This is a genomic window from Pseudomonas sp. LS1212, from assembly GCF_024741815.1.
Lineage (GTDB): Bacteria > Pseudomonadota > Gammaproteobacteria > Pseudomonadales > Pseudomonadaceae > Aquipseudomonas.
On record NZ_CP102951.1, the window covers coordinates 1,900,345 to 1,922,804 of the forward strand.

Below are 22,460 nucleotides of genomic sequence, written 5' to 3' on the forward strand. Positions count from 1 at the left end.
CAAGCCGAAGGAGTCATTCCCATGCTCAAGCTCAAACGTCTCGACAACATGGACATCCTCACCAACAACGTTCAGCGCCTGGTGGACTTCTACCACGGCACCCTGGGCCTGGGTTTCTTCCTGCCTTACCAGGCCGAGGAGCGCTGGGCGGCCATCGAGATGGGCAACGTGACGCTGTACATCTTCCACACCGAGAACCAGGCGAACGTCGAGCGCCGCACGGCGGTGAACCTTGAAGACGCACCGGGCTTCGACTCGTTCGCCTTCGAAGTGGAGAACCTGGACGCGGCCATGGATTACCTGCACGGCAAGGTCGAGTGGGTGACCGCCGAGCCCATCGAATGGCAGCACCCGAGCGGCACCCACTACCGCTACCGCCCGATGTTCGACCCGGACGGCAACATGCTCTACGTCACTGAGCCGCACAAAGTCGGCGTTTGAAATCGGCCCCCTACGGAGAAAATACAATGACAATTTCCATCTCCAGCCAGCAGGCCAAAATCGCCCCGCAAAGCGTGTTGGACCTTGCCCCTGAAGCCCAGAAGTTCGCCGGCCGCGTGGCCCTGATCACCGGTGCCGGCCGTGGCGCCGGTCGCGCCCATGCGCGCCTGCTGGCAGCGCGCGGTGCGGCGGTGATCGTCAATGACATCGATGAAGACGTGGCCCGCGCTACTGCGGCAGACATCGTCGAGGCCGGCGGCAAGGCCGTGGCCATGGCGGCCGACATCACCGACAAGGCCAGCGCCGAAGCCCTGATCGACAAGGTGCTGACTCAGTTCGGCCAGCTCGACATCCTCGTGCACAACGCCGGGATGATGTATTCGCTGACGGGCCTTGAGCAGACTGACGACGCCAATTTCAACCAGCTGCTGGCAATCAACGTGCATGCGCCGCTGTACCTGACCCGCGCCGCGCTGCCGGGCCTGCGCCGCAGCAAGGCGCCTCGGGTGATCTTCATCAACTCGCAATGGGGCCAAGTGCCGGACGGCCATTCCTACGCCTACATGGTCTCCAAGACCGCGCAGCTGGGCCTGATGAAAACCATGGCCAAGGAGTTTGTCGGTGAGGGGATTCTGGTCAACGCCATCACCCCCGGCGCCATCCTCACGCGCATGGTGCCGGAGGAATACATCGAAGGCGAAAAGCAAGCCATCCCGCTGGGGCGCCTGGTGCACCCCGAGGAAATCGCGGCGGCGGTAGCGTTCCTGGCCAGCGACGAAGCGGCGTTCATTACCGGCCAGGTGCTGGCGGTGAACGGCGGTGCGTTGGTGGTGGGCTGCTGAGAATAGAAAGCCTGAGAATAAAAGCCTGATCCGAGGACAAGAACATGACTGAACAAATAACCCAACGCCAACGCGCCGAAGCCGCCATGCGCCGCCAGTGGTTCCCGGTGGCCCGCTGTGCTGACCTGGACACCCCGCAATCAGCCACCCTGCTGGGCGAGCGCTTGGTGGTGTACCGCACCGAGTCCGGCCAGGCCGTGGTGCAAAGCGCCCGCTGCCCGCATCGCGGTGCCGACTTCGCCCTGGGCAAGGTCCACGGTGAAAGCATCGCCTGCCCGTACCACGGCTGGCGTTTCGCTGCCGACAGCGGCCAGTGCAACCATGTGCCGTCGCTGCAGGACCAGTGCAAGATCCCGCCCCAGGCGTCGATCAAGACGTACCCGGTGATCGAGCGTTTCGCCCATGTGTGGACGGCACTGGGAGATCCGGCCCAGGACCTGTACGACCCTGAGCAATGGCGTGGCATCGAGTTCGATTGGCTGGCGGCCAATCCGCTGCATTCGCCGACCGGTGTTGCCGTGGCGATCGAGAACTTCCGCGACGTGGCGCATTTTCCGTTCGTACATGAAGTGTCCATGGGCCCGACACCCCATGTGGTCGAACCGCTGAAGGTGAGCCGCGAAGGCCTGGATGTACGCATGGAGCGGCCGCTGGATGCAGGTGTTGGTGAGTGGGCCAACGATGGCGATTGCATGATGTTCTATCACTGCGCCGCACCAGGCCTGGCCAGCATTACTTATGACTACGAGCGCCTGGGCAAGCGCATCGTCGCCGGCTTCCCGTCGCCGGTGGCCTATGACGAAGTGAAGATCTTCTGGGCCGTGGCCAATGCCCGCGACTTCAAGGGCGCCGACCTTGAGGAAAACCTGCGCATCGAAGAGATGGTGTACCTGGAAGACATGCCGATTGCCGCCGGAATCTTCCCGCGTGAAATCGACTGGGATGGGGTGTTTGTCGAGCACTCGGTGCCGGCTGATTTGTTCACCTTGAACTACCGTCGTGCCTTCCGTGAGTTCATGGAGAATGCCGTGCCTGAGAACGTCGCTCCCCTGGGGCAACGAGGCGTAGCATGAACCGCCCAAGCGAAGGCATGGACGTGCTGATCAGCGCCATGCGCCTGGAGGCCGAGGGGGTGATGTCCCTCGAGCTTCAGGCCGTGGCCGAACAGACGCTGCCGGAATGGGAAGCGGGGGCGCACATCGATGTGCGCCTGCCGTCGGGTATGACGCGGCAGTACTCGCTGTGTGGCGACCCGCTGGATCGTCGGCACCTGCGCATTGCGGTGCTGCGTGAAGAGAAGGGCAGGGGCGGTTCGCGGGAAGTGCATGACGGGCTGCGGGTTGGCCAGCGCATCAACATTGGTGCGCCGCGTAACGCCTTCCCGTTGGCGACCGCCGACGCTTATCAGTTCGTGGCGGGTGGCATTGGCATCACGCCAATCCTGCCGATGATCCTTGCCGCCGAGCGCGCCGGTATCCCTTGGCACCTGGTGTATGGCGGCCGCTCGCGGCGGTCGATGGCGTTTCTTGAGCGCTTGCTGCCGCATGCGGGTGAGCATGTGGAGATTCTCCCGGCCGATGAATTCGGCCTGCTCGACCTTGAGCGTATTGCGACACGCGCCGCTGCGGGTGCCGAGACCTACAGCTGCGGCCCGGGCGTATTGCTCGATGCCTTGACGGCGCGTTTTGCCGAGCAGGAACTGGAACAGCGCCTGCACCTGGAGCGCTTCAGTGCCGCGTCCGTGGTGGCGAAGGAGGGCGAGGCGGACCTCAAGGTGATACTCGCCCGCAGCGGCAAGGAAATCGACGTGCCGTCCAACTGCTCGATCATGCATGCCTTGCGTGCGGCGGGGCATGATGTGCCGTCTTCGTGTGAACAGGGCGTGTGCGGCATGTGCGAAACCCGTGTGCTCGATGGTGTGCCGGACCACCGCGACATGCTGCTGACCGACCGCGAACGCGAGCGTAACAATGTGATGATGGTCTGCGTATCGCGGGCCAAGACTTCGACCTTGCTGCTCGATCTGTAATACTCCTCTGCGTAATACTTCCAGTGCCGGGCAGGGATGTCCGGCCATCCTTTTTTCAGGTGTTCACACGCCCATGCTTTCTATCTGCATTCTCGAAACCGATATTCTGCGGCCCGAACTGATCGGGCAGTACAGCGGCTATGGCCGGATGTTCGAGCGCTTGTTCGCGCGCCAGCCGGTGCCTGCACGCTTCAGTGTGTTCAATGTGGTCCGGGGGGAGTACCCGCCGGATGGGCAAGTGTTCGATGCGTATCTGGTGACGGGGAGCAAGGCCGATTCGTTCGGCAGCGATGCGTGGATTGAAACCTTGCGTGGGTTTTTGCTGCGGCGTTATGAAGAGGGCGCCAGGTTGCTTGGGGTTTGCTTCGGGCATCAGCTGCTGGCGTTGCTGCTGGGCGGGCGTTGTGGCCGGGCGGCGAAGGGCTGGGGTGTGGGCGTGCATCGTTATCGGCTGGAGCAGACATTGCCCTGGATGACACCGTCTGCCGAGGGATTTGGGATGTTGGTGTCCCATCAGGATCAGGTCACTGTGCTGCCGGAGGGGGCGCAGTTGCTGGCTTCCAGCGAGTTTTGCCCGGTGGCGGCGTATCGCATTGGGGAGCAGGTGTTGTGCTTTCAGGGGCACCCGGAGTTTGTCGAAGGGTATGCGCGGGGGCTGCTGGATTTGCGGCGTGAGGCATATGGCGAGCCGTTGTACCAGAAGGCAATATCGACTCTCAATGAAGGCCATGATGGGGCGCTCATAGCGCAGTGGATGTTGCAGTTCGTGCAGGCAACACAATCCCAGTAGCCGCTGCGACGCTCGAGCGCGAAGCGGTCGCGCTCTTCAGATCGCAGGAAGGTCCTGCGGACCTTGGCGCAGCCTGCGGCAGCGGCTACGCCAACCGTGGAATGCAACGCCACCGTGGAATGCCGAACCTTGTAGCCGCTGTCGAAGGCTGCGCTCGAGCGCGAAGCGGTCGCGCTTTTTAGATCGCAGGAAGGTCCTGCGGACCTTGGCGCAGCCTGCGGCAGCGGCTACGCCAACCGAGTCAAGCCGAGCCCTTTGCAATGTCCTGAAAACGCATGAATTTCCCGAGAGGTCTCTTTGCCGCTAGGCTTTCTTCCGAATTTTCGTTGGAAGAGAGGCAAGGATGCCCCGGCCAAATGCTCATCGGCTATACACCGGACGTGTCAGCGAGTTCGGCCGTATCTACCTGGTCACCACTGTCGTAGACCAACGCAACCCCCTATTTTCCGATTGGCACATCGGCCGCCTTCTGGTCGGGCAACTCAGGTCCGCGCATGAGGCGGGCTTGGTTGACTCCCTGGCTTGGGTGGTGATGCCAGATCATTTTCACTGGCTGTTCCAGTTGCAAAACACATCACTCGCTTGCCTGATGAATCGCGTTAAATCGCGAAGCAGTCGAGCGGTGAATCGGAGGACCGGGAGCAGTGGGCGTCTTTGGCAGAAGGGGTATCACGACAGAGCGGTTCGGTGGGAGGAAGATCTCAGGCAGATTGCGCGTTATGTGATTGCCAATCCGGTGCGGGCGGGGTTGGTTCGGCGGGGTGGGGATTATCCGTTGTGGGATGCTGCTTGGCTTTGATCTGGAATTTTTGCGGGCGCTTTGCGCCCGAGCGCAGCCTGCGGCAGCGGCTACATCGACCGTGTTGCGCCGAGCTTTTGTAGCCGCTGCCCAAAGGCTGTCGCAGTGGCGCACCAGCTGGGCTGCGGCAGCGGCCCCACGGCTTCATATCCACCGCCGATCCCGGGTAAACCCAATGGTAATCCACCGATTAGGCCCTTCACGCCCAATGCCGTCGGCAATCTCCGCCCGCACCTGGTCCAGTTCGGTCACGCGCCAGGCGTTCATGGCTTCGGGCAGCACGATATGGATCTCGACAAAGAAGCCGCGACCAATCTGCAGCGCCGAATGCGTAAACGCCTCGAAACCGTAGCGCTGGCTCATGCGGGTCATCAGTCGGCTGATTTCTCCGTCCAGCTCGCTGGGGGTGATCTTGAGGATCTGGCTCACGGCCTTGATCACGGTTTTGGCCGGCCCCGGCATCAGCGCCAGGGCGAGAACGGCCATGATGCCCGGGTCGATATACGGCGTGAGGAACGCATAGGGCCCGTCCTGCAGGACATAGCCCACGACGAACGCCAGCAGCAGTGCGGTGGTAATGGACATCGACATCCACCAACTCTGTACATCCAGTTCGATCAGCTCTGACTGCACCTTGCGGTTACGCCGCCGCACGTATTGATGCATCAAGGCACAGACCAGGGCGGTTACGGCGGTGTAGACAATCGCCCCATCGAACACCAGCGAGTGCCCACCCTGCAGGAAGCTGCTGATGGCATTGACGAAACCATAGGCGCAGAGCGTCAGCAGGACGCTGCCATTGAGCGCCAGCGCCAGCGGCTCGATGTGCCAGTAGCCGGTCTGAAAACGCCGGCCGGTACCCTTGACCAACAAGCGCGCCACCACCAGCGAAAGGAAGGCCATGCTCGAATCGATGGCGTTGAACAGGCCGTCGAACACGATGGACTGGGAGCGGCAGTACAAGCCGAACACAATCCCGCTCGCGGCCATCAACGAGGTGACCAGGATCGAGACTTTCAGCAGATGTTGTTCGAGTTCATGGGTTTGCATACCGCGAGGTCCTGATGTCGTCAAACAGGAGCAGATTTTGCTCCAAGGGCAGGACGATACTAGGGGTGATATTTGCGCATGTAAATGGTTTGCCGTCGGTAAAATTGCGCAATGCGCACAAATTAATTAATAAATGTGGATATTGCGCATCAATGAGCGCGACCAAGCCCGTCCCCGGCCCACACAAAAGTCAGAAATTCAGGCCGCTAGCCTGGACCTTTGGCCACGATGCGCAATCATTACTGCATGGATATCAAATGGAGGTGCGCATGCTCATCCGGTCGCTGACCCTTGCCGCTCTGCTGGCCGCCGCCGGCCCCTTGATGGCCGCTGACAGCGATGCTCCCCTGGCCCAGGAACGCGGGAAATCCCGACCGCTGATCATCATCGCACCCAGCTCCGTGGACCCGGCCCTGGTCAAGCTGAAGAAGGCCCTGGACGAGCCCGCCAATCGCAAGGCGTTCACCGAGCGCAACATGGTGCTCTACACGGTGATCAATATGATGGGCCAGCGCAACGGCAAGGATCTGGACGCGCAAACCACCATGGCGCTGATCCGCGAACTCAAGCTGGGCGCAGGCGCCCAGACCAAGGTCATTCTGGTAGGCAAGGACGGCGAAAAGAAAATCGAGCACGCCGGCCCCATCGAGGCCAAGGAAATCTTCAGCACCATTGACCAATTGCCCGCCGAGGAAAAAGAGGCCGCGCCGCCCCCTCCGCCAGCGCCCGAGGACACGCAGGCCAAGGGCGGCAAGGATAAAAAGACCAAGCCCACCAAGCCGCTGGGGCCGCCCAAGCCGTTGGAGGATTGATCGCATTGCTGTGATTACTTGCGTGCCTCCAGGATCAGGTTGAACGGGGTTTCCGCCGCCCGGCGAAATTGCGTGAACCCCGCCTCGGTGAAGACATTGCGCAGGCGCGCTTCTCCGGCTTGTGCACCCAGGCCAAGGCCGACTTCCTGAGACAGCGAGTTGGGTGTGCAGATGAAGGTCGAGGCGGCGTAGAACAGCCGTCCCACGGGTGTCGTGTTGTCGTCGAGCTTGTCGTTGGCATAAGGCTCCACAAGCAGCACCGTTCCGTCGGGCTTGAGCGATTGATAGGCATGCCTGGCCGCACCGACCGGGTCGCCCATGTCGTGCAGGCAGTCGAAATAGCAGATCAGGTCGTAGTCGTTGCCGGGGTAGTTCTTGGCGGTGCCCTGGACGAACGTTGCGCGATCGGCTACGCCGCCTTCCTGCGCGCGTTGCGTCGCGGTGCTGATAGAAGGGGCGTGGTAGTCGAAACCGACGAAACGCGAGGCCGGGAAGGCCTGCGCCATGATCACCGTCGAGGCACCATGCCCGCAGCCGACATCGGCCACTTTGGCGCCGGCCTTGAGCTTGTCGACGACGCCATCCAGGGCTGGCAACCACTCTGCCACCAAGTGTGCCCGATAGCCGGGCCTGAAGAAGCGCTCGGTACCACTGAACATGCACGGATGGTGATCGCCCCAGGCCAGGGCGCCATTGCCGCGCATGGCGGTGACCAGTTTGTCCTTGTCATGAAACAACGCCGCAATCACTACGGCGCCGCCGGCCACATAGAGCGGTGACCAGCACCAGGGCTTGTTCCTCTGGCAGGCGGAACTGCCCGTCCTTGTGTTCCATGTAGCCGGATGCGGCGTGGGCACTGAGCCATTCACGGACCAGGCGCGCGTTGCAGCCGGTCTTGCTGGCGAGTGCTTCGGGGGTAATGGGCTGGCTGTCGGCCATGGCCTTGTAGAGGCCGAGCTCTTCGCCAAGGATCATGCTCGCGAGTATCGCTGCTCCGCCCATGTCGGATACCAGCTTGCCCATGAAGTCGTTGAGTTTGGCCTCGTCCATTGCGTGTTCTCCTCCAGGAAGGTCACCGTGCACGGGCGTTGCGGGTCGAGCCGACAACCTGGCCGGTGGTGGGATCACAGACTCGGATACGGCAATTTCATGTGTAGGGGGATCATTAAGTCTAGTTCGCCATCCGGTGGGCTCAACCGCGCTCGACGAACCGGACCCACCCGGTTTGATCCGCACGGCAGAGTTTGTACGCTCCTACAAAGGTTCAGTGCCGCCAGAAGCCTCGGGTACGGCCGTCAGTTGGCGGCCTCGGCGTCCTTGATGGCCAACTCCTTGCCGTGGGTCACATTGACCCACCAACCGAAACCGGCCGCAGTGAAGAACATGAGGAAACTGTAGAGGGCCGCCGGGATGGCCATGGTCGGGTTGTTCAGCAGTACCGGGCTGAGCGCCATGGCGATGGCCAGGGTGCCGTTGTGGATACCGATCTCCATGCCGATGGCCACCGCCTGGCGCTGCGGCAGCCGCAGCAGGCGCGGTATCCAGTAGCCGATGCCGAGGCTGAGCAGGTTGAACAGCAGCGCGGCGCCGCCCACCACCGGCGCGTAGTCGACGACTGTCTGCCAATCCTTGGCGAAGGCCAGCACGACCGTGACCACCAGGAACAGCGCAGAGACGATCTTCATCGGCCGCTCCATGCGCGCGGCGAAGCGTGGTGCCAGCTTGCGGATGAGCATGCCCAGGGCAACCGGCACCAGGACGATGGCGAATACTTGCAGCACTTTGGCGAACTGCAGGGGGATGGCCTGGTCGCCCTCCATGAAATGCGCCAGCGACAGATTGACCAGCAGTGGCATGGTCAGGATCGCGATCACCGAGTTCACGGCCGTCAGGGTTACGTTCAGTGCCACGTCACCGTGCGCCAAGTGGCTGTAGAGATTGGCGGTGGTGCCGCCCGGTGACGCGGCCAGCAGCATCAGGCCAACGGCCAGGGCCGGCGCGAGGGCAAAGCCCTTGGCGATGAAGAAGCAGATCAATGGCAACAGGAGCAACTGGCAGGCCAGGCCAATCAGTACCGGCTTGGGGAATTTCACGACTCGGGCGAAGTCGGCCAGGGTCAGCGACAGCCCCAGGCCGAGCATGATGATGCCCAGGGCAATGGGAAGGAATGCGGTGAGCAGGGGCGTAGCAGTCATTGTTGTCGTTCTCGCGGCGTGGTAAACCCGGCATTGGAGTGAGCAGTCTAGCCAAGGGAAGGGCAGGGGAATTCGCCTTGGCAGCCAGAGTGGTCGCCTTGCGGGTCACCCCAATGGCTCGCCACATCATTGGTTGTCGCCGGTAATATCGCGCTGGTCTGTAGTGCTAGCGATCGACTTGTACAGCGACTGCCTGGGCTGGGCAAACACCCGGCGCAGCATGGGTTCGAAGAACGCCAGTGGCAGGGTTTCGCCTTGCGGGTCGAACGCCGCGGCGTCGTAGCGGGCGCAGAACTCGATCGTCTGGCGGTATTGCGGGTGCCCCTCGAATTGCTCGCGCAGAAACCGGTCCATGCCCAGGTGGTGGAAGAAGTAGTAGCCCTGGAAGATCGCGTGCTTCTCGATCATCCAGTGGTTTTGCTCGCTGACGAAGGGCTTGAGCAAGGCGGCGGCGATGTCGGCATGGTTGTAGGTGCCCAGGGTATCGCCGATGTCATGGAGCAGGGCGCACACCACATACTCTTCATCCTCGCCGGCGCGGTAGGCCAGGGTCGCGGTCTGCAGCGAGTGGGTCAGGCGGTCCACCGGGAAGCCGCCGAAGTCACCGTCGAGCAGTTTGAGGTGGGTGAGGATGCGGTCGGGTAGTCCTGCGGCGTAGCCGGGAAAGTGGCCGGCAATGAGGGCCCAGTCCTCGGCAGTACTGTCATCCATGTGGGTGAAGTTGGCGCGATTGCTCATCAGGTTTCTCCTATTGGGTGGAGCTTGCTGCCGACCAGTGTAGGAGGGTCGTTGCGTGGGCCCAATCACGTGTAGTGCCAGCTTGGTATCCTTGGTGGCCAGGTTCGAGAGGTTTGCAATCCTTTGCGATCTTTTACGACCGCTTTGCGGCCGAGCGCAGCCTGCGGCAGCGGCTACATCGACCGTGTTGTGCGGAACCTTGTAGCCGCTGCCGAAGGCTGCGCTCGGCCGCGAAGCGGTCGTAAAATCACACGGCTCAAGGCAAATTGGCTTGGCACAACTCGACAAAACGCTGCGCCGCCGGCGAGCGGGAGCGCCCCGTCAGCTCGATGGCGCTCAGTTCAGTGACCAGGTTCAAGACCTACGTCCCGCCAGTTCCGATGCAATAGGTACAAGTAGAGTACCTTTCCTGGCGTCGGGGGGCTCCCGCTTCATTGCCGGCCGACCGCTGGATGGCAGGGGCGTGGCGTACTTCCGCTATTCTCTGAGCTGACCGGCGAGAAGGTATTCAAACGCCGGGAATCTGGAAAAGGCGTGTTTGCCGGGAGCACTTCATGGCCGTGATCGACCCTTCACCCAGTTTGACGGCAACCTGTCTTCAGGCGTTGCACCGTGAAGGGTTCGTGCTTTTGCCAGCCGTGCTCGACGGCGCTCAGGTGGTAACCCTGCGTAACGCCATCGACCAGCTCAAGCCCCGGCATTGGGACTACAGCGGCCTGCTCGATCACTATAAATGCGTGTTCAACCGTGACCCGCTGTGGTTGCCCTATCTGGACCTGCCCGGGGTCATCGAACTGGCCGAAGCAGCCTTGGGCGCCGACTGCCACATCATCGGCCAGACCGCCTGGCGCTGCCATCCGGGCTTCGTCGGCCTCGAACCGCACCTGGACTATCTGGTCATGGAACTGCCGCAAAGCCTGCTGGCCGATCCTGCCTTCCTGTTGCCGATGCAGATCTGCACGGCGCAGATTTACCTTGACGACATCGACGCCAACCTCTGCCCGACGCTGGTAATCCCCGGCAGCCACCGTGCCGGCCGGCCACCGGCCAAGGGCGAGAGTCATTGGCATGGCCGTGCCGCGCAACCGGTACTGTGCCGCGCAGGCGATGCGCTGGTGTTTCGCAGCGAACTCTGGCATGCAGGCAGCAGCAACCTGACCGCCGACCGTAGCCGATACCTGTTGCAGGTGCACTATGGCCGCCGCATGGTGGCGCAGAAGTTCTCGCCATACCTGCAGTGGCAGTTCAACCCTGATGTGCTGGCGGCGGCTACGCCGAGGCAGCGGCGGTTGCTGGGAGAGCATGAGGAGGCGGAATACGATTGATGTTACTCCAGAGCGTGGGAACGAGGGGGCGAGAGGCGGGGCGACGAAAGGTAATAACGTAAGAGCATATCGGTATAAGAGGTTATAAGAAAAATCGCTATGCTGCCGACCTTTATATGACCGCGTTTGGTTGGCAGAGCATGGTAATGGAACTCAGTATTTTCGGTTTTATCGTTGCCGGTTTGGTCGTCGGGTTCATTGTCGGGATGACCGGCGTGGGCGGCGGCTCCTTGATGACGCCCATCCTTTTGGCGTTCGGCATCAATCCCGCCACCGCCGTCGGCACTGACCTGCTTTATGCCGCAATCACCAAGTCCGGCGGCGTGCTGGTCCATAAAAAGAACGACAACATCGACTGGTCGATTACCGGATGGCTGACGCTGGGCAGCGTGCCGGCAGCAGCGCTTACGCTGTGGTTCTTGAACAGCCTGCATACCAACCCCGACGCCATGAACGCCGTCATCAAGCAGTCATTGGGCTTCGTTTTGCTGCTGACTGCACTGGCCATCCTCTTCAAGAAACGACTGCTGGCATTTGCCCATAAGCATGCAGGTGACCACTATCACCTCAGCGGCCGGAGCTTGAATGCGCTGACCGTGGTCACCGGTGTGATACTCGGCACAATGGTGGCACTGACCTCCATCGGTGCCGGCGCGCTGGGCACCGTGGCGCTGTTTATTCTTTACCCCTTCCTTGCCACCAAACGCCTGGTGGGTACGGAAATCGCCCACGCCGTGCCCCTGACGCTGGTCGCAGGCCTGGGCCATGCGAGCATGGGCAACATGGATTGGAGCTTGTTGAGCTACCTGCTGATCGGCTCGCTGCCAGGGATTTACATGGGCAGTCATTTGTCGGGCCGCATTTCTGACGAAGTACTGCGTCCTTGCCTGGCCGTCATGCTGGTGTTCATCGGGTACAAGCTGGCGTTTTGATTTGGCTTTAATACTCACCCTGAGCATCGCCATGGCAACCGCTTTCGCTCCTTTGTCATAGCAGAATTGGCTGATCTCTTTCCACGCAGCGCGCGGGAAAGAGATCAGTGGATCACCGCACACCTTGTAGAGGCGGTCGTAATTACAGGCGAGCGCCCTACAATCCAGCAGAACCCTCTCCTTCCGAAGCCCCAGCCTCAATCCCATCCAACAACGCATCAACAAGTGCCTTGGCCATTTCGATTGAATGCAGGGTTGACCACAGCAGCGCCAGTTGCAGCAGGTCCAGGCCAGTAATCTGAACGAAGAGGCCAAGGCTGCTGCCGTGGCTGCCGCCCAGGCGATGATCGCCTCGACGGCAGGCGCGTTGATGACTGCCACGGCGGCCTTGACCCAGGTGCTGCTGGAGGAAAGCAAGAGTACGTCAGGGGCGCTGGTCAGCACCCGGGCGTGAACAGGCGGGGGCGCTTGCTGGTGTGGCCAGCAAGCGGTGTCGGATCAATCTGAGACCCGAATCAAGCCTGGCTGGGGCGTTTGTTTGTCGGCCTTGTAGCGCACGGCGACGGCAGGCGCCGAGCCGCTCTTGCCGGTTTCCAGCCATTTGCGCATGCGGCTGGCGTCGGCGAAGTGGGTGTATTTGCCGAACGCATCGAGAATCACCATGGCCACCGGGCGGTTGTTCATGGTCGTGAGCAGTACCAGGCAATGGCCGGCCTCGTTGGTGAAACCGGTCTTGGTCAGCCTGATGTCCCAGTTGCTCTTTTTGATCAGGTGGTTGGTGTTACGAAAACCCAGGGTGTAGTTGGGTTTGCGAAAGGCCACGGTCTTTGCGGGGGTAGTGCTCAGCTGGCTCAGCAGGGGATAGTTGCGCGAGGCCAGCAACAGCTTGCTCAAGTCGCGGGCGGTCGATACGTTGTAGGTGGACAGGCCGGTCGGCTCCACGTAGCGGGTATGTTTCATGCCCAGGGCCCTGGCCTTGGCGTTCATGGCAGCTATGAAGGCGCCGTAGCCACCCGGGTAGTGGTGCGCAAGGGTCGCGGCGGCACGGTTCTCCGACGACATCAGAGTGATGAGCAACATTTCCCGGCGGTTCAGCTGGCTACCGAGCCTCACCCGCGAATACACGCCTTTCATTTCCCTGGTCTGGGCGATGGTTACCGTGAGGATTTCATCCATCGATTGTTTGGCGTCGAGCACGACCATGGCGGTCATCAGCTTGGTCACCGAGGCGATCGGCAGTACGGCGTCGGGATTGCGCGCGTAGAGCACCTGGTTGGTCTGCAGGTCAATGAGCAGGGCGCTGCGCGAAGCCAGTTTGAGTTTCGAGGGGTCTGGCTTCGCAGTGGGAGGTTGTTGGGCAATAGCGTGCGACGTGACGGTGGCAGTGCCTGTGAATAGCAACAGCAGGCTCAAGATCGAAAGGAAGGTTTTCACGTGTAGCGCTCACTAGTAGTTAAGTATGCCGTTGGCGAAGCAAGGGCTAATCCAGAAAAACCGTGACATTTTATGAGTATGGCTTAGGCGCTGTCGATTGCAGGGCCAGCGGGATGCCGTACATAAAATAAATAATTCGCTGGTTTTTTCCTTTAAGGAATGCTCTTTGCAGATCACTCCAATAAAAAGCCCCGCAACAAGGCGGGGCAAGGGGTGTGCGGAGCAACGCACGATGAAAGTTGAGGCGATCAGTGCCTGGACACGATCGACTGAAACAGGGCCTCGGCGGCGGGCAACGAGGTCAGCGGCGCACTGATCGGCTCACCCTCCTGAACCAGGTACCAGCAGGCCAGCAGGCCTTTGTCTCTGAGCGAGGCCGGCACCGCGCTGCCGATGACGGACATGATTTTTACCGAGTGCATTGGAAGTCTCCTTCAGTTCATGAAGCAAAGGTACGCCGCTCCACGATTCGGGAGAAATCATCGCGCTCGATAGTGCTCATTGATGTCAATGAGGCAGGCTCGCGCGTAATCCTGCCTCAAGCGTCGCAATTACCAGCGTGGCGGCCCCCAGCAGCGGGCCTGGGCCATAATAGCCGCGGCCATCACCATGGGCGGATGCCTGGCCTGCCACGGCCAGCGCAGGGATGAGCAAGGCAATCCTGGGGATATGACGAATCATGATGGCATCCCTCTGACGCAACCCCAGCACTGGTGTCTGCGATAGACCCGGATATTGTCGCTGGGGATACCACTATGCCAGCCGAACTGTAAGCTTTGGCACGCGCAAAAAGTAAAGGTTATGTAAGGGCAGATGAACGGTCATCCGTTCGTTTCAGTGGGGCATAATGCGACCGTCTTGAAGCCTTGCAATGGAGAAAAACGATGCCGCTCATCCCTGATAAAGACACCGTTCTGTGCATGTCGCTGGCGGGAAGGCCGGGTAACTTCGGCGTACGCTTTCACAACCATCTGTATCAGCAGCTCGAGCTGAATTACTACTACAAGGCCATGACCACGGGCGACCTGCCGGCAGCAATCGGCGGCATTCGCGCGTTGGGGATTCGCGGTTGTGGCGTCTCGATGCCATTCAAGGAAGCTTGCATAGACCTGGTCGATGAGCTCGATGCCTCGGCGGCAGCGATCCAGTCGATCAACACCATCGTCAATACGGCTGGCCATCTGAAGGCCTACAACACCGACTACATTGCCATCAGGCAGCTGATCGAGCGCCATGGGCTGAACCGCCAGGCCTCGTTCGCCTTGCGCGGCAGCGGCGGCATGGCCAAGGCGGTGGCGTCGGCGCTGCGCGATGACGGATTCACCCAGGGCACGATCATTGCCCGTAACGAACAGGCCGGGCGAGCGCTGGCCGATGCCTGTGGTTATGACTGGCGCGCCGAGCTGGGGGCGTTGCGCCCGCAAATGCTGGTCAATGTGACACCCATCGGTATGGCTGGAGGTGCAGAAGCCGATCAGCTGGCGTTCGAGGCGCAGGCGATCGATGCGGCGCAGACGGTATTCGACGTGGTCGCGATGCCGTCGCAAACGCCGATGATCCAACGGGCTCGGGCACAGGGCAAGCCAGTGATTACCGGCCTTGAGGTCATCGCCATCCAGGCGCTTGAGCAATTCGTGCTCTATACCGGGGTGCGACCGGACCTGGAGCAGGTCCGGCTGGCAACCGAGTACGCGCGAAGCTAGGCCGTATTATTCAAGCCTGGCCAGCCGCTCCTCGAGAGCGGCAATGCGCGCTTCCAGCTCGTCGATGCGCTCGGCCGACACGGCCGGGCCCGACGAGCGTTCCGGGCCGTTCTGGCGCGCGGACAGAATGGCCTCGATATCGGCCGGGTCACCCAGTGCGTGAGTGTAGCGGTCTTCGCGCTGGCCCGGCTGGCGTGGTATCAGCAGGGCGAAGCCGCGCGCGATCAGGCGTTCGAGCTGGTGCACGACCTGTTCGGCATCTTCGAACTCATGCATGCGACCGCTGCGGGTCAGCAGTTCGTTGACGGTCTGCGGGCCGCGCAGGAACATCAGGCCGAGCAGGATGACCTGGGCCGGAACCAGTTCCATGGCCTTGTCGATGCGATGCTCCCAGCGGTCGGCTCGGCTGCCCATCACCAGGCGGGCCATGCCCTGGCCTTCGAGTGCGCGCAGGCTCTGGCCGACCTGGCCCTGGGTCAGGTTCATGACCGGCTCGCGGCTGGTTTTCTGGTTGCAGGCCAGCACCAGTGCATTGAGCGTCAGGGGGTAGGTTTCGGGGCTTGTGGCCTGTTTCTCGATCAGCGAACCCAGAATCCGGATTTCCGTACTGTTGAGCGTGGCGGCAGAAGGAGTATCGTGTTCGGCGGACATGGCCCTGTCTCTATGCGAATGAAAGCCCTAGCCTAGGTGCAGGGCGCATGGAAAGACAAGCCACCCCCTCATTGTGTAATCAACCCATCAGGATATTTCATGAGTATTTCTCTGTACGCAGCCTCCGTTCCGGTCTTCAAGCAGATGCTCACAGCCCTGAGCGGCGTATTGGCCAAGGCCGAAGCCCACGCCACGGCCAGGAAGATCGACCCCAACGCTTTGCTGCAGGCGCGTTTGTATCCGGATATGTTCCCGCTGACCCGTCAGGTGCAGATTGCCGTGGATTTCGCCAAGGGCGTGTCGGCGCGTCTGGCCGATGTGGAAGTGCCATCCTACCCGGACACCGAGCAATCCTTCGCCGAGCTGCAAGACCTGTTGAAAAAGGTGCTGGCATTCATCGACGGCATCAAGCCCGAGCAGATCGATGGCCAGGAAGGGCGCGAGATCGTCACTCGCCCGGGTACTGACAAAGAGAAGCGCTTCACCGGCCAGAGCTACCTGCTGACCTACGGCCTGCCGCAGTTCTTCTTCCACGTGACAACCACCTACGCCATCCTGCGTCACAACGGTGTGGAAGTGGGCAAGCGCGACTTCATGGGCGCTTTCTGATTCAACCGCTGTGCCCGACGCGCAAGGCGTCGGGCAGGCACTGACGGATCAGGCGCGTACGGCCGGCTCTTCCTGGGCCAGGCACGCGGCGGCAGTGAAGAGGACGTCGGTGGAGGAGTTCAACGCGGTTTCCGCCGAATCCTGCAAAATGCCGATGATGAAGCCCACCGCGACCACCTGCATGGCGATCTCGCTGGGAATGCCGAACAGGCTGCACGCCAGTGGAATCAACAGCAACGACCCTCCCGCAACGCCCGAAGCGCCGCACGCGCAGATAGCAGCCACCACGCTCAGCAGTACCGCCGTTGGCAGATCGACGGCAATGCCCAGGGTGTGTACCGCGGCCAGGGTCAGCACGGTAATGGTAATCGCCGCACCCGCCATATTGATGGTTGCGCCCAGCGGGATCGATACCGAATAAGTGTCTTCATGCAGCCCCAGTTTCTCGCTCAACGCCAGGTTGACCGGGATATTGGCCGCCGAACTGCGGGTGAAGAAGGCCGTGATACCGCTTTCGCGCAGGCAGGTGAGGACCAGCGGATAGGGGTTGCGACGCAGCTTCCAGAAAACGATGAGCGGGTTCATCACCAGGGCGACGAAGAGCATGCAGCCGATCAGCACCAGCAACAGGTGCAGATAGCCGAGCAGGGCGCCCAGGCCCGATTGCGCGAGCGTCGAGGCGACCAGGCCGAAAATGCCCAGCGGCGCGCAGCGAATGACCGCATGCACGATCAGGGTGACGCCATTGGACAAGTCACCGAGCACGGTGCGGGTGGTTTCACCGGCATGGCGGATGGCGATGCCCAGGCCGATGGCCCAGGCCAGGATGCCGATGAAGTTGGCGTTCATCAGGGCGCTGACCGGGTTTTCCACCACGCTCAGCAGCAGGCCCTCCATGACTTCACTGATGCCGCCCGGGGCTGTGACCGGCACTTCATGGGTTGCCAGTGCCAGGGTCGAGGGGAAGGTCATGCTGGCGATGACTGCCACCACCGCGGCGCCAAAGGTGCCGAGCAGATAGAGGACCAGGATCGGGCGGATATGGGTTTCCTGGCCGTGCTTGTGGTTGGCGATCGAGGCCATCACCAGCACGAACACCAGGATCGGCGCCACGGCCTTGAGGGCCGAAACGAATAGTTTGCCGACGAAGGCCAATTGCAGGGCAACGGCCGGGAACAGCAGCGCCAGGGCGATGCCGGCGATCAGGCCGATAAGGATCTGCATCACCAGGCTGGTGCGGTTGAGCAGGTTCATGACGGGGTTGGAGGCAGCGATCATCGATGTTTCTCTGTCTTGTTCAAAGGGCCGGCCTTGTGGGCCTGGCCGTGAGGCGCCGGGGCTTGCGCCAGCGGGTGGCCGGCGCAAAAAGGGGCGCGACTTTAGCACACTGGGCAGGGGCAGGGCGCGTGGGGGGTTGTCGCGATTTCAGGGTGGTCTGCACCACGGTGTTCGGTATACCGGTCGGCACCCTGATCGCCGACGTCCTGGGCTGACTCACATCTCAAGTCGCCGCCTGACCTGTAAACAGCTCCCGTCGAGCTCCCTCGGTGATGGCGACAATACCGGGGTGGCTGACCTTGCGCTCTACCGAGATGGCATAGAACGACTCGGTAACCGCATCGGTCTGGCCGATCAGTTTGACCCCGTACTGCTTCCTGATTTCATCGGCGATCACGCTCGGGGCGATGAAGACGCCGCTGCCCGACTGGCCGAAGGCCTGCATCAAGGCGCTGTCATCGAACTCACCAATGATCCGTGGTTGCAGTTGTTGCTCGGCGAACCAGCGCAGCAGGCGGCTGCGCACCACGGTTTCCGGCCCCGGGATCAGTAATGGCGCGTGGTGCAGGCAGGCCGGGAAGGCCTGGCCGCAGCGTTCGGCCAGTGCCTGGGTGGCAAAGAAGCTGATTCCGCATTCGCCGAGTTTCTGGCTGTAACCCTTGATGTCCAGATGGCTGGGCATGGGGCTGTCGGAAATCACCAGGTCCAGGCGCTGGATCGCCAGGTCGGCGAGCAATCGTTCGAGCTTGTCTTCGCGGCAGGTAATGCGGATCGGCTCGGCCAGCTCCATGGTCGGCGCGATGAGGCGATAGACGATGGACTTGGGCACCACATCGGCCACCCCGACCCGGAACTGGATCTGCTGTTCATCGGGGTGCGCCCGCAGCATGGCCTCCAATTCGCCACCAAGCTGAAACATTTGCTCGGCATAGGGCAGGGTCTGGCGCCCGGTTTCGGTCAGTTCGAGTTGGCGACCGACCCGGCGAAACAGCTCGATGCCGTAGGTTTGTTCGAGCAGGGTGATCTGGCCGCTGATGGTCTGCGGTGTCAGGTTCAATTGCTCACCGGCGCGCACGATGCTGCCGGTCTTGGCCACTACCCAGAAGTAATGCAGTTGCCGGTAATTGAGCATGTTGCCTCCCGAATCGTAAAAACCGAAGTATAGCCGGTAAAAATACGAATTTTCCTGATGTATTGCTGTCTTTAGAATGCAGCGCTATCGAGGAGCCAGCATCAGAAGGTTGGCGGTTTACGGGAGAAATACATGATTGAACTCAAATCCATCGGTACTCCGCTGGTCCTGGTGATGGCGATGTTCGCCCTCAGCGGTTGCGAGCAGGCCGAAAAATCCGCCCAGCAAATGCTCAACCAGGCGGCCGAATCGGCCAAGCAAGCGATCGATAAAACCAACGAGGCAGCGCAACAGGCCTTGCATGACGCCACTCATGGTGTGCCTGAAAACAGCGCGGCGCCTGAGGGGCAGCGCAAAGACACCTCCCGGGAAATTTAACCAGACGGCGTTGCCGCATCAGGATTGATCAATGGAATACCTGTTAGAACTTGCTGCAAGCCCTACCGCCTGGGTTGCCCTGGCGACCCTGGTGGTGATGGAAATCGTGCTGGGCATCGATAACCTGATCTTTATCTCGATTCTGACCAACAAGCTGCCAGTGGCGCATCGGGCCAAGGCCCGGCGCATCGGTATCAGCATGGCGTTGGTGTTGCGCCTGGGCTTGTTGAGCACCGTGGCCTACATCGTGCAGTTGACCGAGCCGGTCGTCGAGGTGTTTGGCCAGGTGTTCTCCTGGAAGGACATGATACTGATTGCCGGTGGTCTGTTCCTGTTGTGGAAAGCCACCAAGGAGATCCACCACAGCGTCGACCCGGTCTCCCAGGCCGAACAGCTTGAGGAGGGCGTTTCACAGCGGGTATCGCTGGGCTTTGCCGCAGCGATCGGTCAGATCCTGATGCTTGATATCGTCTTCTCCATCGACAGTATCATCACTGCCGTGGGCATGACCGAGCACCTGCCGATCATGATTATCGCGGTGATCGCTGCGGTGTTGGTGATGTTGCTGGCGGCCGAACCGCTGGCCAGGTTCATCAATGACAACCCGACGGTGGTCATGCTGGCCCTGGGTTTCCTGATCATGATCGGCATGACCCTGATCGCCGAAGGCTTTGGCGCTCATGTGCCCAAGGGCTATGTCTACGCTGCAATGACGTTCTCGGCCGCAATCGAAGGCTTGAACATGCTTTCGCGGCGGGCCCGGCAGAAGCGGGCTGCGGTCGAAGCCTGACTTGAAACACGACGGCCGTCCCCGGTGAGTACCGGGGACGGCCGTTTTCGTTTGTCCGCAAAAAGTATCAGTGGGCCGAAGCGTGTCTGGCGTGGCCCTTGCGCAGGTGTTTTGGCGACTCAGGTTGTGGCAGTCGAGGGTGGTGCCGGCGCGCGATTCGCAGTACCCCCCAGAGCATGGCGGCGGCGACGGCCAGCCAGGCGCCGATCAACATGAGGATGGTCATGGTCAGGCTCATGAATGCCTCCTTCGACTTCGCAAGCTCGCGCTCGCTACAGCTCATAGTCTAGTCGTTGCCGTGTTTCAGGCTGTTGACCGATGGTCCAGCCGCTTGGGCCGGTTTGCTCTATGGCGCATGGCCAACTGCACACAAAGGCTATACCCGTTGACGCTGCCGTCCTATTATCGGGAGCCGAGCCGGATGGTCGACGTTCCGGCACCAGAACAAGTGACTGATAATGCTGAATCGATTGCGATCCGCCTTGCCCAAACGCCTGATGCTGGCAGGCGTCATGGCCCTGACGCTGACTGCTTGCGCAGGCACCGTCGACCCCGAGATCCGCCGGTTGCCCGAGCGCGTTGAGCTCAATGGGGTGCCGTTTTTTCGCGGCAACGCCAATCAGAGTGGTTCCATGGCCCTGGCCAGCATGCTCTCGCAACAGGGCGTGAGAATTACCCCGGGGCTGCTCGACAAACCCTTGAAGTTGCCGGGTTCAGTGGCGACGCTGGAGGGCTCGATCGAGAACGTCGCTCGTGAGTACGGCATGCTGGTCTATCCGCTCGATCACAACCTGCCGGCCTTGCTGACCCAGGTTGCGGCGGGCAATCCGGTGCTGTTGCGCTACAGCGACGGCGTAGCGTTCCTGGGAGGGCCGCGGTACGCCTTGCTGGTCGGTTATGACAGCTACAAGCAGCGGGTTTTGCTGCGCTCGGGCATGAATCGTCGCTTGCAGGTCGACTTCGGCAGCTTCACGTCGGCGTGGGAGAAGGAAGGCAGTTGGGCCGTACTGGTGCAAAAGCCCAACCAACTGCCGGCCCAGGTCGACCGCCAGCGCTGGCTGAAGGCTGCCAATGAACTGGCGCAGGCTGGGCAGGAGCAGGCCGCGGCGCAGGCGGTGAAGGCGATCGGTGCCAAGTAATTTCAACACCGATGACCCTCCCCCTCGTTCCCACGAGCGTGGGAACGAGGGGGAGAGGGCGAGTTAAACCCCCAGACGATCCCGCAGGCTGTAGTACCAGGCGCCCATCGCCGTAAACGGCGTGCGCAACAACTGCCCGCCCGGGAAAGGGTAGTGGGGCAGGTCGGCAAAGGCATCGAAGCGCTCGGCCTGGCCACGCAGGGCTTCGGCCAGTACCTTGCCCGCCAGGTGGGTGTAGGTCACGCCATGACCGCTGCAACCCTGGGAGTAGTAGATGTTGTCGCCCAGGCGACCGACTTGCGGCAAGCGCGAGAGGGTCAGCAGGAAGTTGCCGGTCCAGGCATAGTCGATCTTCACGTCCTTGAGCTGCGGGAATGCCTTGAGCATCTTGGGCCGGATGATTGCTTCGATGTTCGCCGGATCCCGGGCGCCATAAACCACGCCGCCGCCAAAGATCAGGCGCTTGTCGCCGGACAGGCGGTAGTAATCGAGCAGATAGTTGCAGTCTTCGACGCAGTAATCCTGGGGCAGCATCGTGCGGGCCAGCTCTTCGCTCAGTGGTTCGGTGGTGATCACTTGGGTGCCGCATGGCATGGATTTGGCGGCCAGTTCCGGTACCAGGTTGCCCAGGTAGGCGTTGCCGGCAACAATCACGAACTTGGCGTGGACCTTGCCCTCAGGGGTGTGCACCACCGGATTGGCGCCACGTTCGATACGAATTGCAGGGGATTGCTCATAAATGGCCCCGCCGAGCGATTCCACCGCAGCCGCTTCGCCCAAGGCCAGGTTCAGCGGATGGATATGGCCGCCGCTCATGTCGAGCATGCCGCCGATATATTGGTCGCACGCAACCACTTCGCGAATGCGACGCTGGTCCATCAGTTCCAGTTGGGTGTGACCGAAACGTTCCCAAAGGCGTTTCTGCGCCTCCAGATGGCCCATCTGCTTGGGCGTGATAGCGGCGAATACACCGCCGTCTTTCAAATCGCACTGGATATTATATTTGGCAACGCGCTCACGAATGATCCGGCCGCCCTCGAAGGCCATGTGCCCCAGCAGTTGTGCCTGCTCGGGCCCGACGGTGCGCTCGATCACATCGATATCGCGACTGTAGCTGTTGACGATCTGGCCGCCGTTGCGACCCGAGGCGCCGAAACCGACCTTGGCGGCTTCAAGGACGGTAACCTTGAAACCGTGCTCGAGCAGGAACAGCGCACTGGAAAGGCCCGTGTAGCCGGCGCCGATCACGCACACGTCAGTGTAAACGTCATCTTGCAATGCCGGGCGCTTGGGGACGGCATTGGCCGATGCCGCGTAATACGACTGTGGGTAGGTAGTGTTCGCCATCCTGCAACCTCTGTTTAATATTTTTAACGAATGCGCTGATCCTACC

At 61.4% G+C, this 22,460-nt stretch carries 26 protein-coding genes and 1 pseudogene; 15 read left to right on the forward strand and 12 right to left on the reverse strand.

Annotated features, from left to right (window positions below; translation table 11 throughout):
- The first annotated feature begins 21 nt into the window (after positions 1-21).
- The 6 genes from NVV94_RS08935 (at position 22) to NVV94_RS08960 (ending at position 4,901) form a co-directional block, all read left to right on the forward strand.
- Entirely contained in the window at positions 22-441 is a 420-nt protein-coding gene (locus NVV94_RS08935) for a VOC family protein (RefSeq protein WP_258446830.1), read from the forward strand.
- Between the two features lie 26 nt (positions 442-467).
- On the forward strand, positions 468-1,283 hold the full coding sequence (locus NVV94_RS08940) for an SDR family NAD(P)-dependent oxidoreductase (protein ID WP_258446831.1): 816 nt from the start codon (positions 468-470) through the stop codon (positions 1,281-1,283).
- Positions 1,284-1,327: 44 nt separating this feature from the next.
- A complete protein-coding gene (locus tag NVV94_RS08945) occupies positions 1,328-2,356 on the forward strand; it encodes a Rieske 2Fe-2S domain-containing protein (RefSeq protein WP_258446832.1) in 1,029 nt (342 codons plus the stop codon).
- Positions 2,353-3,312, forward strand: a complete 960-nt coding sequence (locus tag NVV94_RS08950) for a PDR/VanB family oxidoreductase (RefSeq protein WP_258446833.1) — start codon at positions 2,353-2,355, stop codon at positions 3,310-3,312. The genes NVV94_RS08945 and NVV94_RS08950 overlap by 4 nt, the downstream gene beginning before the upstream one ends.
- Before the next feature lie 73 nt (positions 3,313-3,385).
- Positions 3,386-4,102, forward strand: a complete 717-nt coding sequence (locus tag NVV94_RS08955; RefSeq protein ID WP_258446834.1) for an amidotransferase — start codon at positions 3,386-3,388, stop codon at positions 4,100-4,102.
- A 343-nt stretch (positions 4,103-4,445) separates the two neighbouring features.
- On the forward strand, positions 4,446-4,901 hold the full coding sequence (locus NVV94_RS08960) for an REP-associated tyrosine transposase (protein WP_258446835.1): 456 nt from the start codon (positions 4,446-4,448) through the stop codon (positions 4,899-4,901).
- Between the two features lie 144 nt (positions 4,902-5,045).
- On the opposite strand, the gene NVV94_RS08965 is transcribed toward NVV94_RS08960, so the two are convergent.
- Entirely contained in the window at positions 5,046-5,951 is a 906-nt protein-coding gene (locus NVV94_RS08965) for a cation diffusion facilitator family transporter (protein WP_258446836.1), read from the reverse strand.
- 269 nt (positions 5,952-6,220) lie between these two features.
- Between NVV94_RS08965 and NVV94_RS08970 the strand changes: the two genes are divergently transcribed.
- Positions 6,221-6,763, forward strand: a complete 543-nt coding sequence (locus NVV94_RS08970; protein ID WP_258446837.1) for a DUF4174 domain-containing protein — start codon at positions 6,221-6,223, stop codon at positions 6,761-6,763.
- A 14-nt stretch (positions 6,764-6,777) separates the two neighbouring features.
- Here NVV94_RS08970 and NVV94_RS08975 read toward each other — a convergent pair.
- The 3 genes and pseudogenes from NVV94_RS08975 to NVV94_RS08985 form a co-directional block, all read right to left on the reverse strand.
- Positions 6,778-7,813: pseudogene (locus NVV94_RS08975) on the reverse strand (class I SAM-dependent methyltransferase).
- A gap of 245 nt (positions 7,814-8,058) precedes the next feature.
- Complete coding sequence (locus tag NVV94_RS08980) at positions 8,059-8,958, reverse strand: bile acid:sodium symporter family protein (RefSeq protein ID WP_258446838.1); 900 nt, start codon at positions 8,956-8,958, stop codon at positions 8,059-8,061.
- Between the two features lie 126 nt (positions 8,959-9,084).
- Positions 9,085-9,696 (reverse strand): HD domain-containing protein, encoded by a 612-nt coding sequence (locus NVV94_RS08985; protein ID WP_258446839.1) that lies wholly within the window; start codon positions 9,694-9,696, stop codon positions 9,085-9,087.
- A 554-nt stretch (positions 9,697-10,250) separates the two neighbouring features.
- Here NVV94_RS08985 and NVV94_RS08990 point away from each other — a divergent pair.
- The 3 genes from NVV94_RS08990 (at position 10,251) to NVV94_RS09000 (ending at position 12,407) form a co-directional block, all read left to right on the forward strand.
- Positions 10,251-11,021 carry a phytanoyl-CoA dioxygenase family protein gene (locus tag NVV94_RS08990; protein ID WP_258446840.1) on the forward strand — a complete coding sequence of 257 codons (771 nt, stop codon included), beginning with the start codon at positions 10,251-10,253 and terminating at the stop codon, positions 11,019-11,021.
- 146 nt (positions 11,022-11,167) lie between these two features.
- A complete protein-coding gene (locus NVV94_RS08995; RefSeq protein WP_258446841.1) occupies positions 11,168-11,953 on the forward strand; it encodes a sulfite exporter TauE/SafE family protein in 786 nt (261 codons plus the stop codon).
- A 274-nt stretch (positions 11,954-12,227) separates the two neighbouring features.
- Positions 12,228-12,407, forward strand: coding sequence for a hypothetical protein (locus tag NVV94_RS09000; protein ID WP_258446842.1), 180 nt, complete (start codon positions 12,228-12,230; stop codon positions 12,405-12,407).
- Positions 12,408-12,451: 44 nt separating this feature from the next.
- Here the strand turns inward: NVV94_RS09000 and pbpG are convergent, their stop codons facing one another.
- From pbpG to NVV94_RS09015, 3 genes are all read right to left on the reverse strand, one after another.
- Entirely contained in the window at positions 12,452-13,387 is a 936-nt protein-coding gene (gene pbpG, locus NVV94_RS09005; RefSeq protein WP_258446843.1) for a D-alanyl-D-alanine endopeptidase, read from the reverse strand.
- 248 nt (positions 13,388-13,635) lie between these two features.
- A complete protein-coding gene (locus NVV94_RS09010) occupies positions 13,636-13,809 on the reverse strand; it encodes a hypothetical protein (RefSeq protein WP_258446844.1) in 174 nt (57 codons plus the stop codon).
- Positions 13,810-13,894: 85 nt separating this feature from the next.
- Entirely contained in the window at positions 13,895-14,068 is a 174-nt protein-coding gene (locus NVV94_RS09015) for a hypothetical protein (RefSeq protein WP_258447850.1), read from the reverse strand.
- A gap of 203 nt (positions 14,069-14,271) precedes the next feature.
- On the opposite strand from NVV94_RS09015, the gene NVV94_RS09020 reads away from it, so the two are divergent.
- A complete protein-coding gene (locus NVV94_RS09020) occupies positions 14,272-15,090 on the forward strand; it encodes a shikimate 5-dehydrogenase (RefSeq protein ID WP_258446845.1) in 819 nt (272 codons plus the stop codon).
- A 6-nt stretch (positions 15,091-15,096) separates the two neighbouring features.
- Here NVV94_RS09020 and NVV94_RS09025 read toward each other — a convergent pair whose 3' ends face one another.
- Positions 15,097-15,741, reverse strand: coding sequence for a YceH family protein (locus tag NVV94_RS09025; RefSeq protein ID WP_258446846.1), 645 nt, complete (start codon positions 15,739-15,741; stop codon positions 15,097-15,099).
- Positions 15,742-15,840: 99 nt separating this feature from the next.
- Here NVV94_RS09025 and NVV94_RS09030 point away from each other — a divergent pair, with 99 nt between their 5' ends.
- On the forward strand, positions 15,841-16,350 hold the full coding sequence (locus NVV94_RS09030) for a DUF1993 family protein (RefSeq protein ID WP_258446847.1): 510 nt from the start codon (positions 15,841-15,843) through the stop codon (positions 16,348-16,350).
- 48 nt (positions 16,351-16,398) lie between these two features.
- Here NVV94_RS09030 and sstT read toward each other — a convergent pair whose 3' ends face one another.
- The gene (sstT, locus tag NVV94_RS09035) at positions 16,399-17,628 is read right to left on the reverse strand and encodes a serine/threonine transporter SstT (protein WP_258446848.1); all 1,230 of its coding nucleotides are present in this window, start codon (positions 17,626-17,628) and stop codon (positions 16,399-16,401) included.
- 223 nt (positions 17,629-17,851) lie between these two features.
- Complete coding sequence (gene nhaR / locus NVV94_RS09040; RefSeq protein ID WP_258446849.1) at positions 17,852-18,760, reverse strand: transcriptional activator NhaR; 909 nt, start codon at positions 18,758-18,760, stop codon at positions 17,852-17,854.
- Between the two features lie 132 nt (positions 18,761-18,892).
- Between nhaR and NVV94_RS09045 the strand changes: the two genes are divergently transcribed.
- Together NVV94_RS09045 and NVV94_RS09050 are read left to right on the forward strand one after the other, a co-directional pair.
- Entirely contained in the window at positions 18,893-19,138 is a 246-nt protein-coding gene (locus NVV94_RS09045) for a hypothetical protein (protein ID WP_258446850.1), read from the forward strand.
- A gap of 31 nt (positions 19,139-19,169) precedes the next feature.
- A complete protein-coding gene (locus NVV94_RS09050) occupies positions 19,170-19,928 on the forward strand; it encodes a TerC family protein (protein ID WP_258446851.1) in 759 nt (252 codons plus the stop codon).
- Between the two features lie 67 nt (positions 19,929-19,995).
- On the opposite strand, the gene NVV94_RS09055 is transcribed toward NVV94_RS09050, so the two are convergent.
- Entirely contained in the window at positions 19,996-20,166 is a 171-nt protein-coding gene (locus NVV94_RS09055; RefSeq protein WP_258446852.1) for a hypothetical protein, read from the reverse strand.
- A gap of 220 nt (positions 20,167-20,386) precedes the next feature.
- Between NVV94_RS09055 and NVV94_RS09060 the strand changes: the two genes are divergently transcribed.
- Positions 20,387-21,067 carry a peptidase C39 family protein gene (locus tag NVV94_RS09060; RefSeq protein ID WP_258446853.1) on the forward strand — a complete coding sequence of 227 codons (681 nt, stop codon included), beginning with the start codon at positions 20,387-20,389 and terminating at the stop codon, positions 21,065-21,067.
- Positions 21,068-21,130: 63 nt separating this feature from the next.
- Here the strand turns inward: NVV94_RS09060 and NVV94_RS09065 are convergent, their stop codons facing one another.
- Positions 21,131-22,414, reverse strand: coding sequence for an FAD-binding oxidoreductase (locus NVV94_RS09065; RefSeq protein ID WP_258446854.1), 1,284 nt, complete (start codon positions 22,412-22,414; stop codon positions 21,131-21,133).
- Positions 22,415-22,460 lie beyond the last annotated feature (46 nt).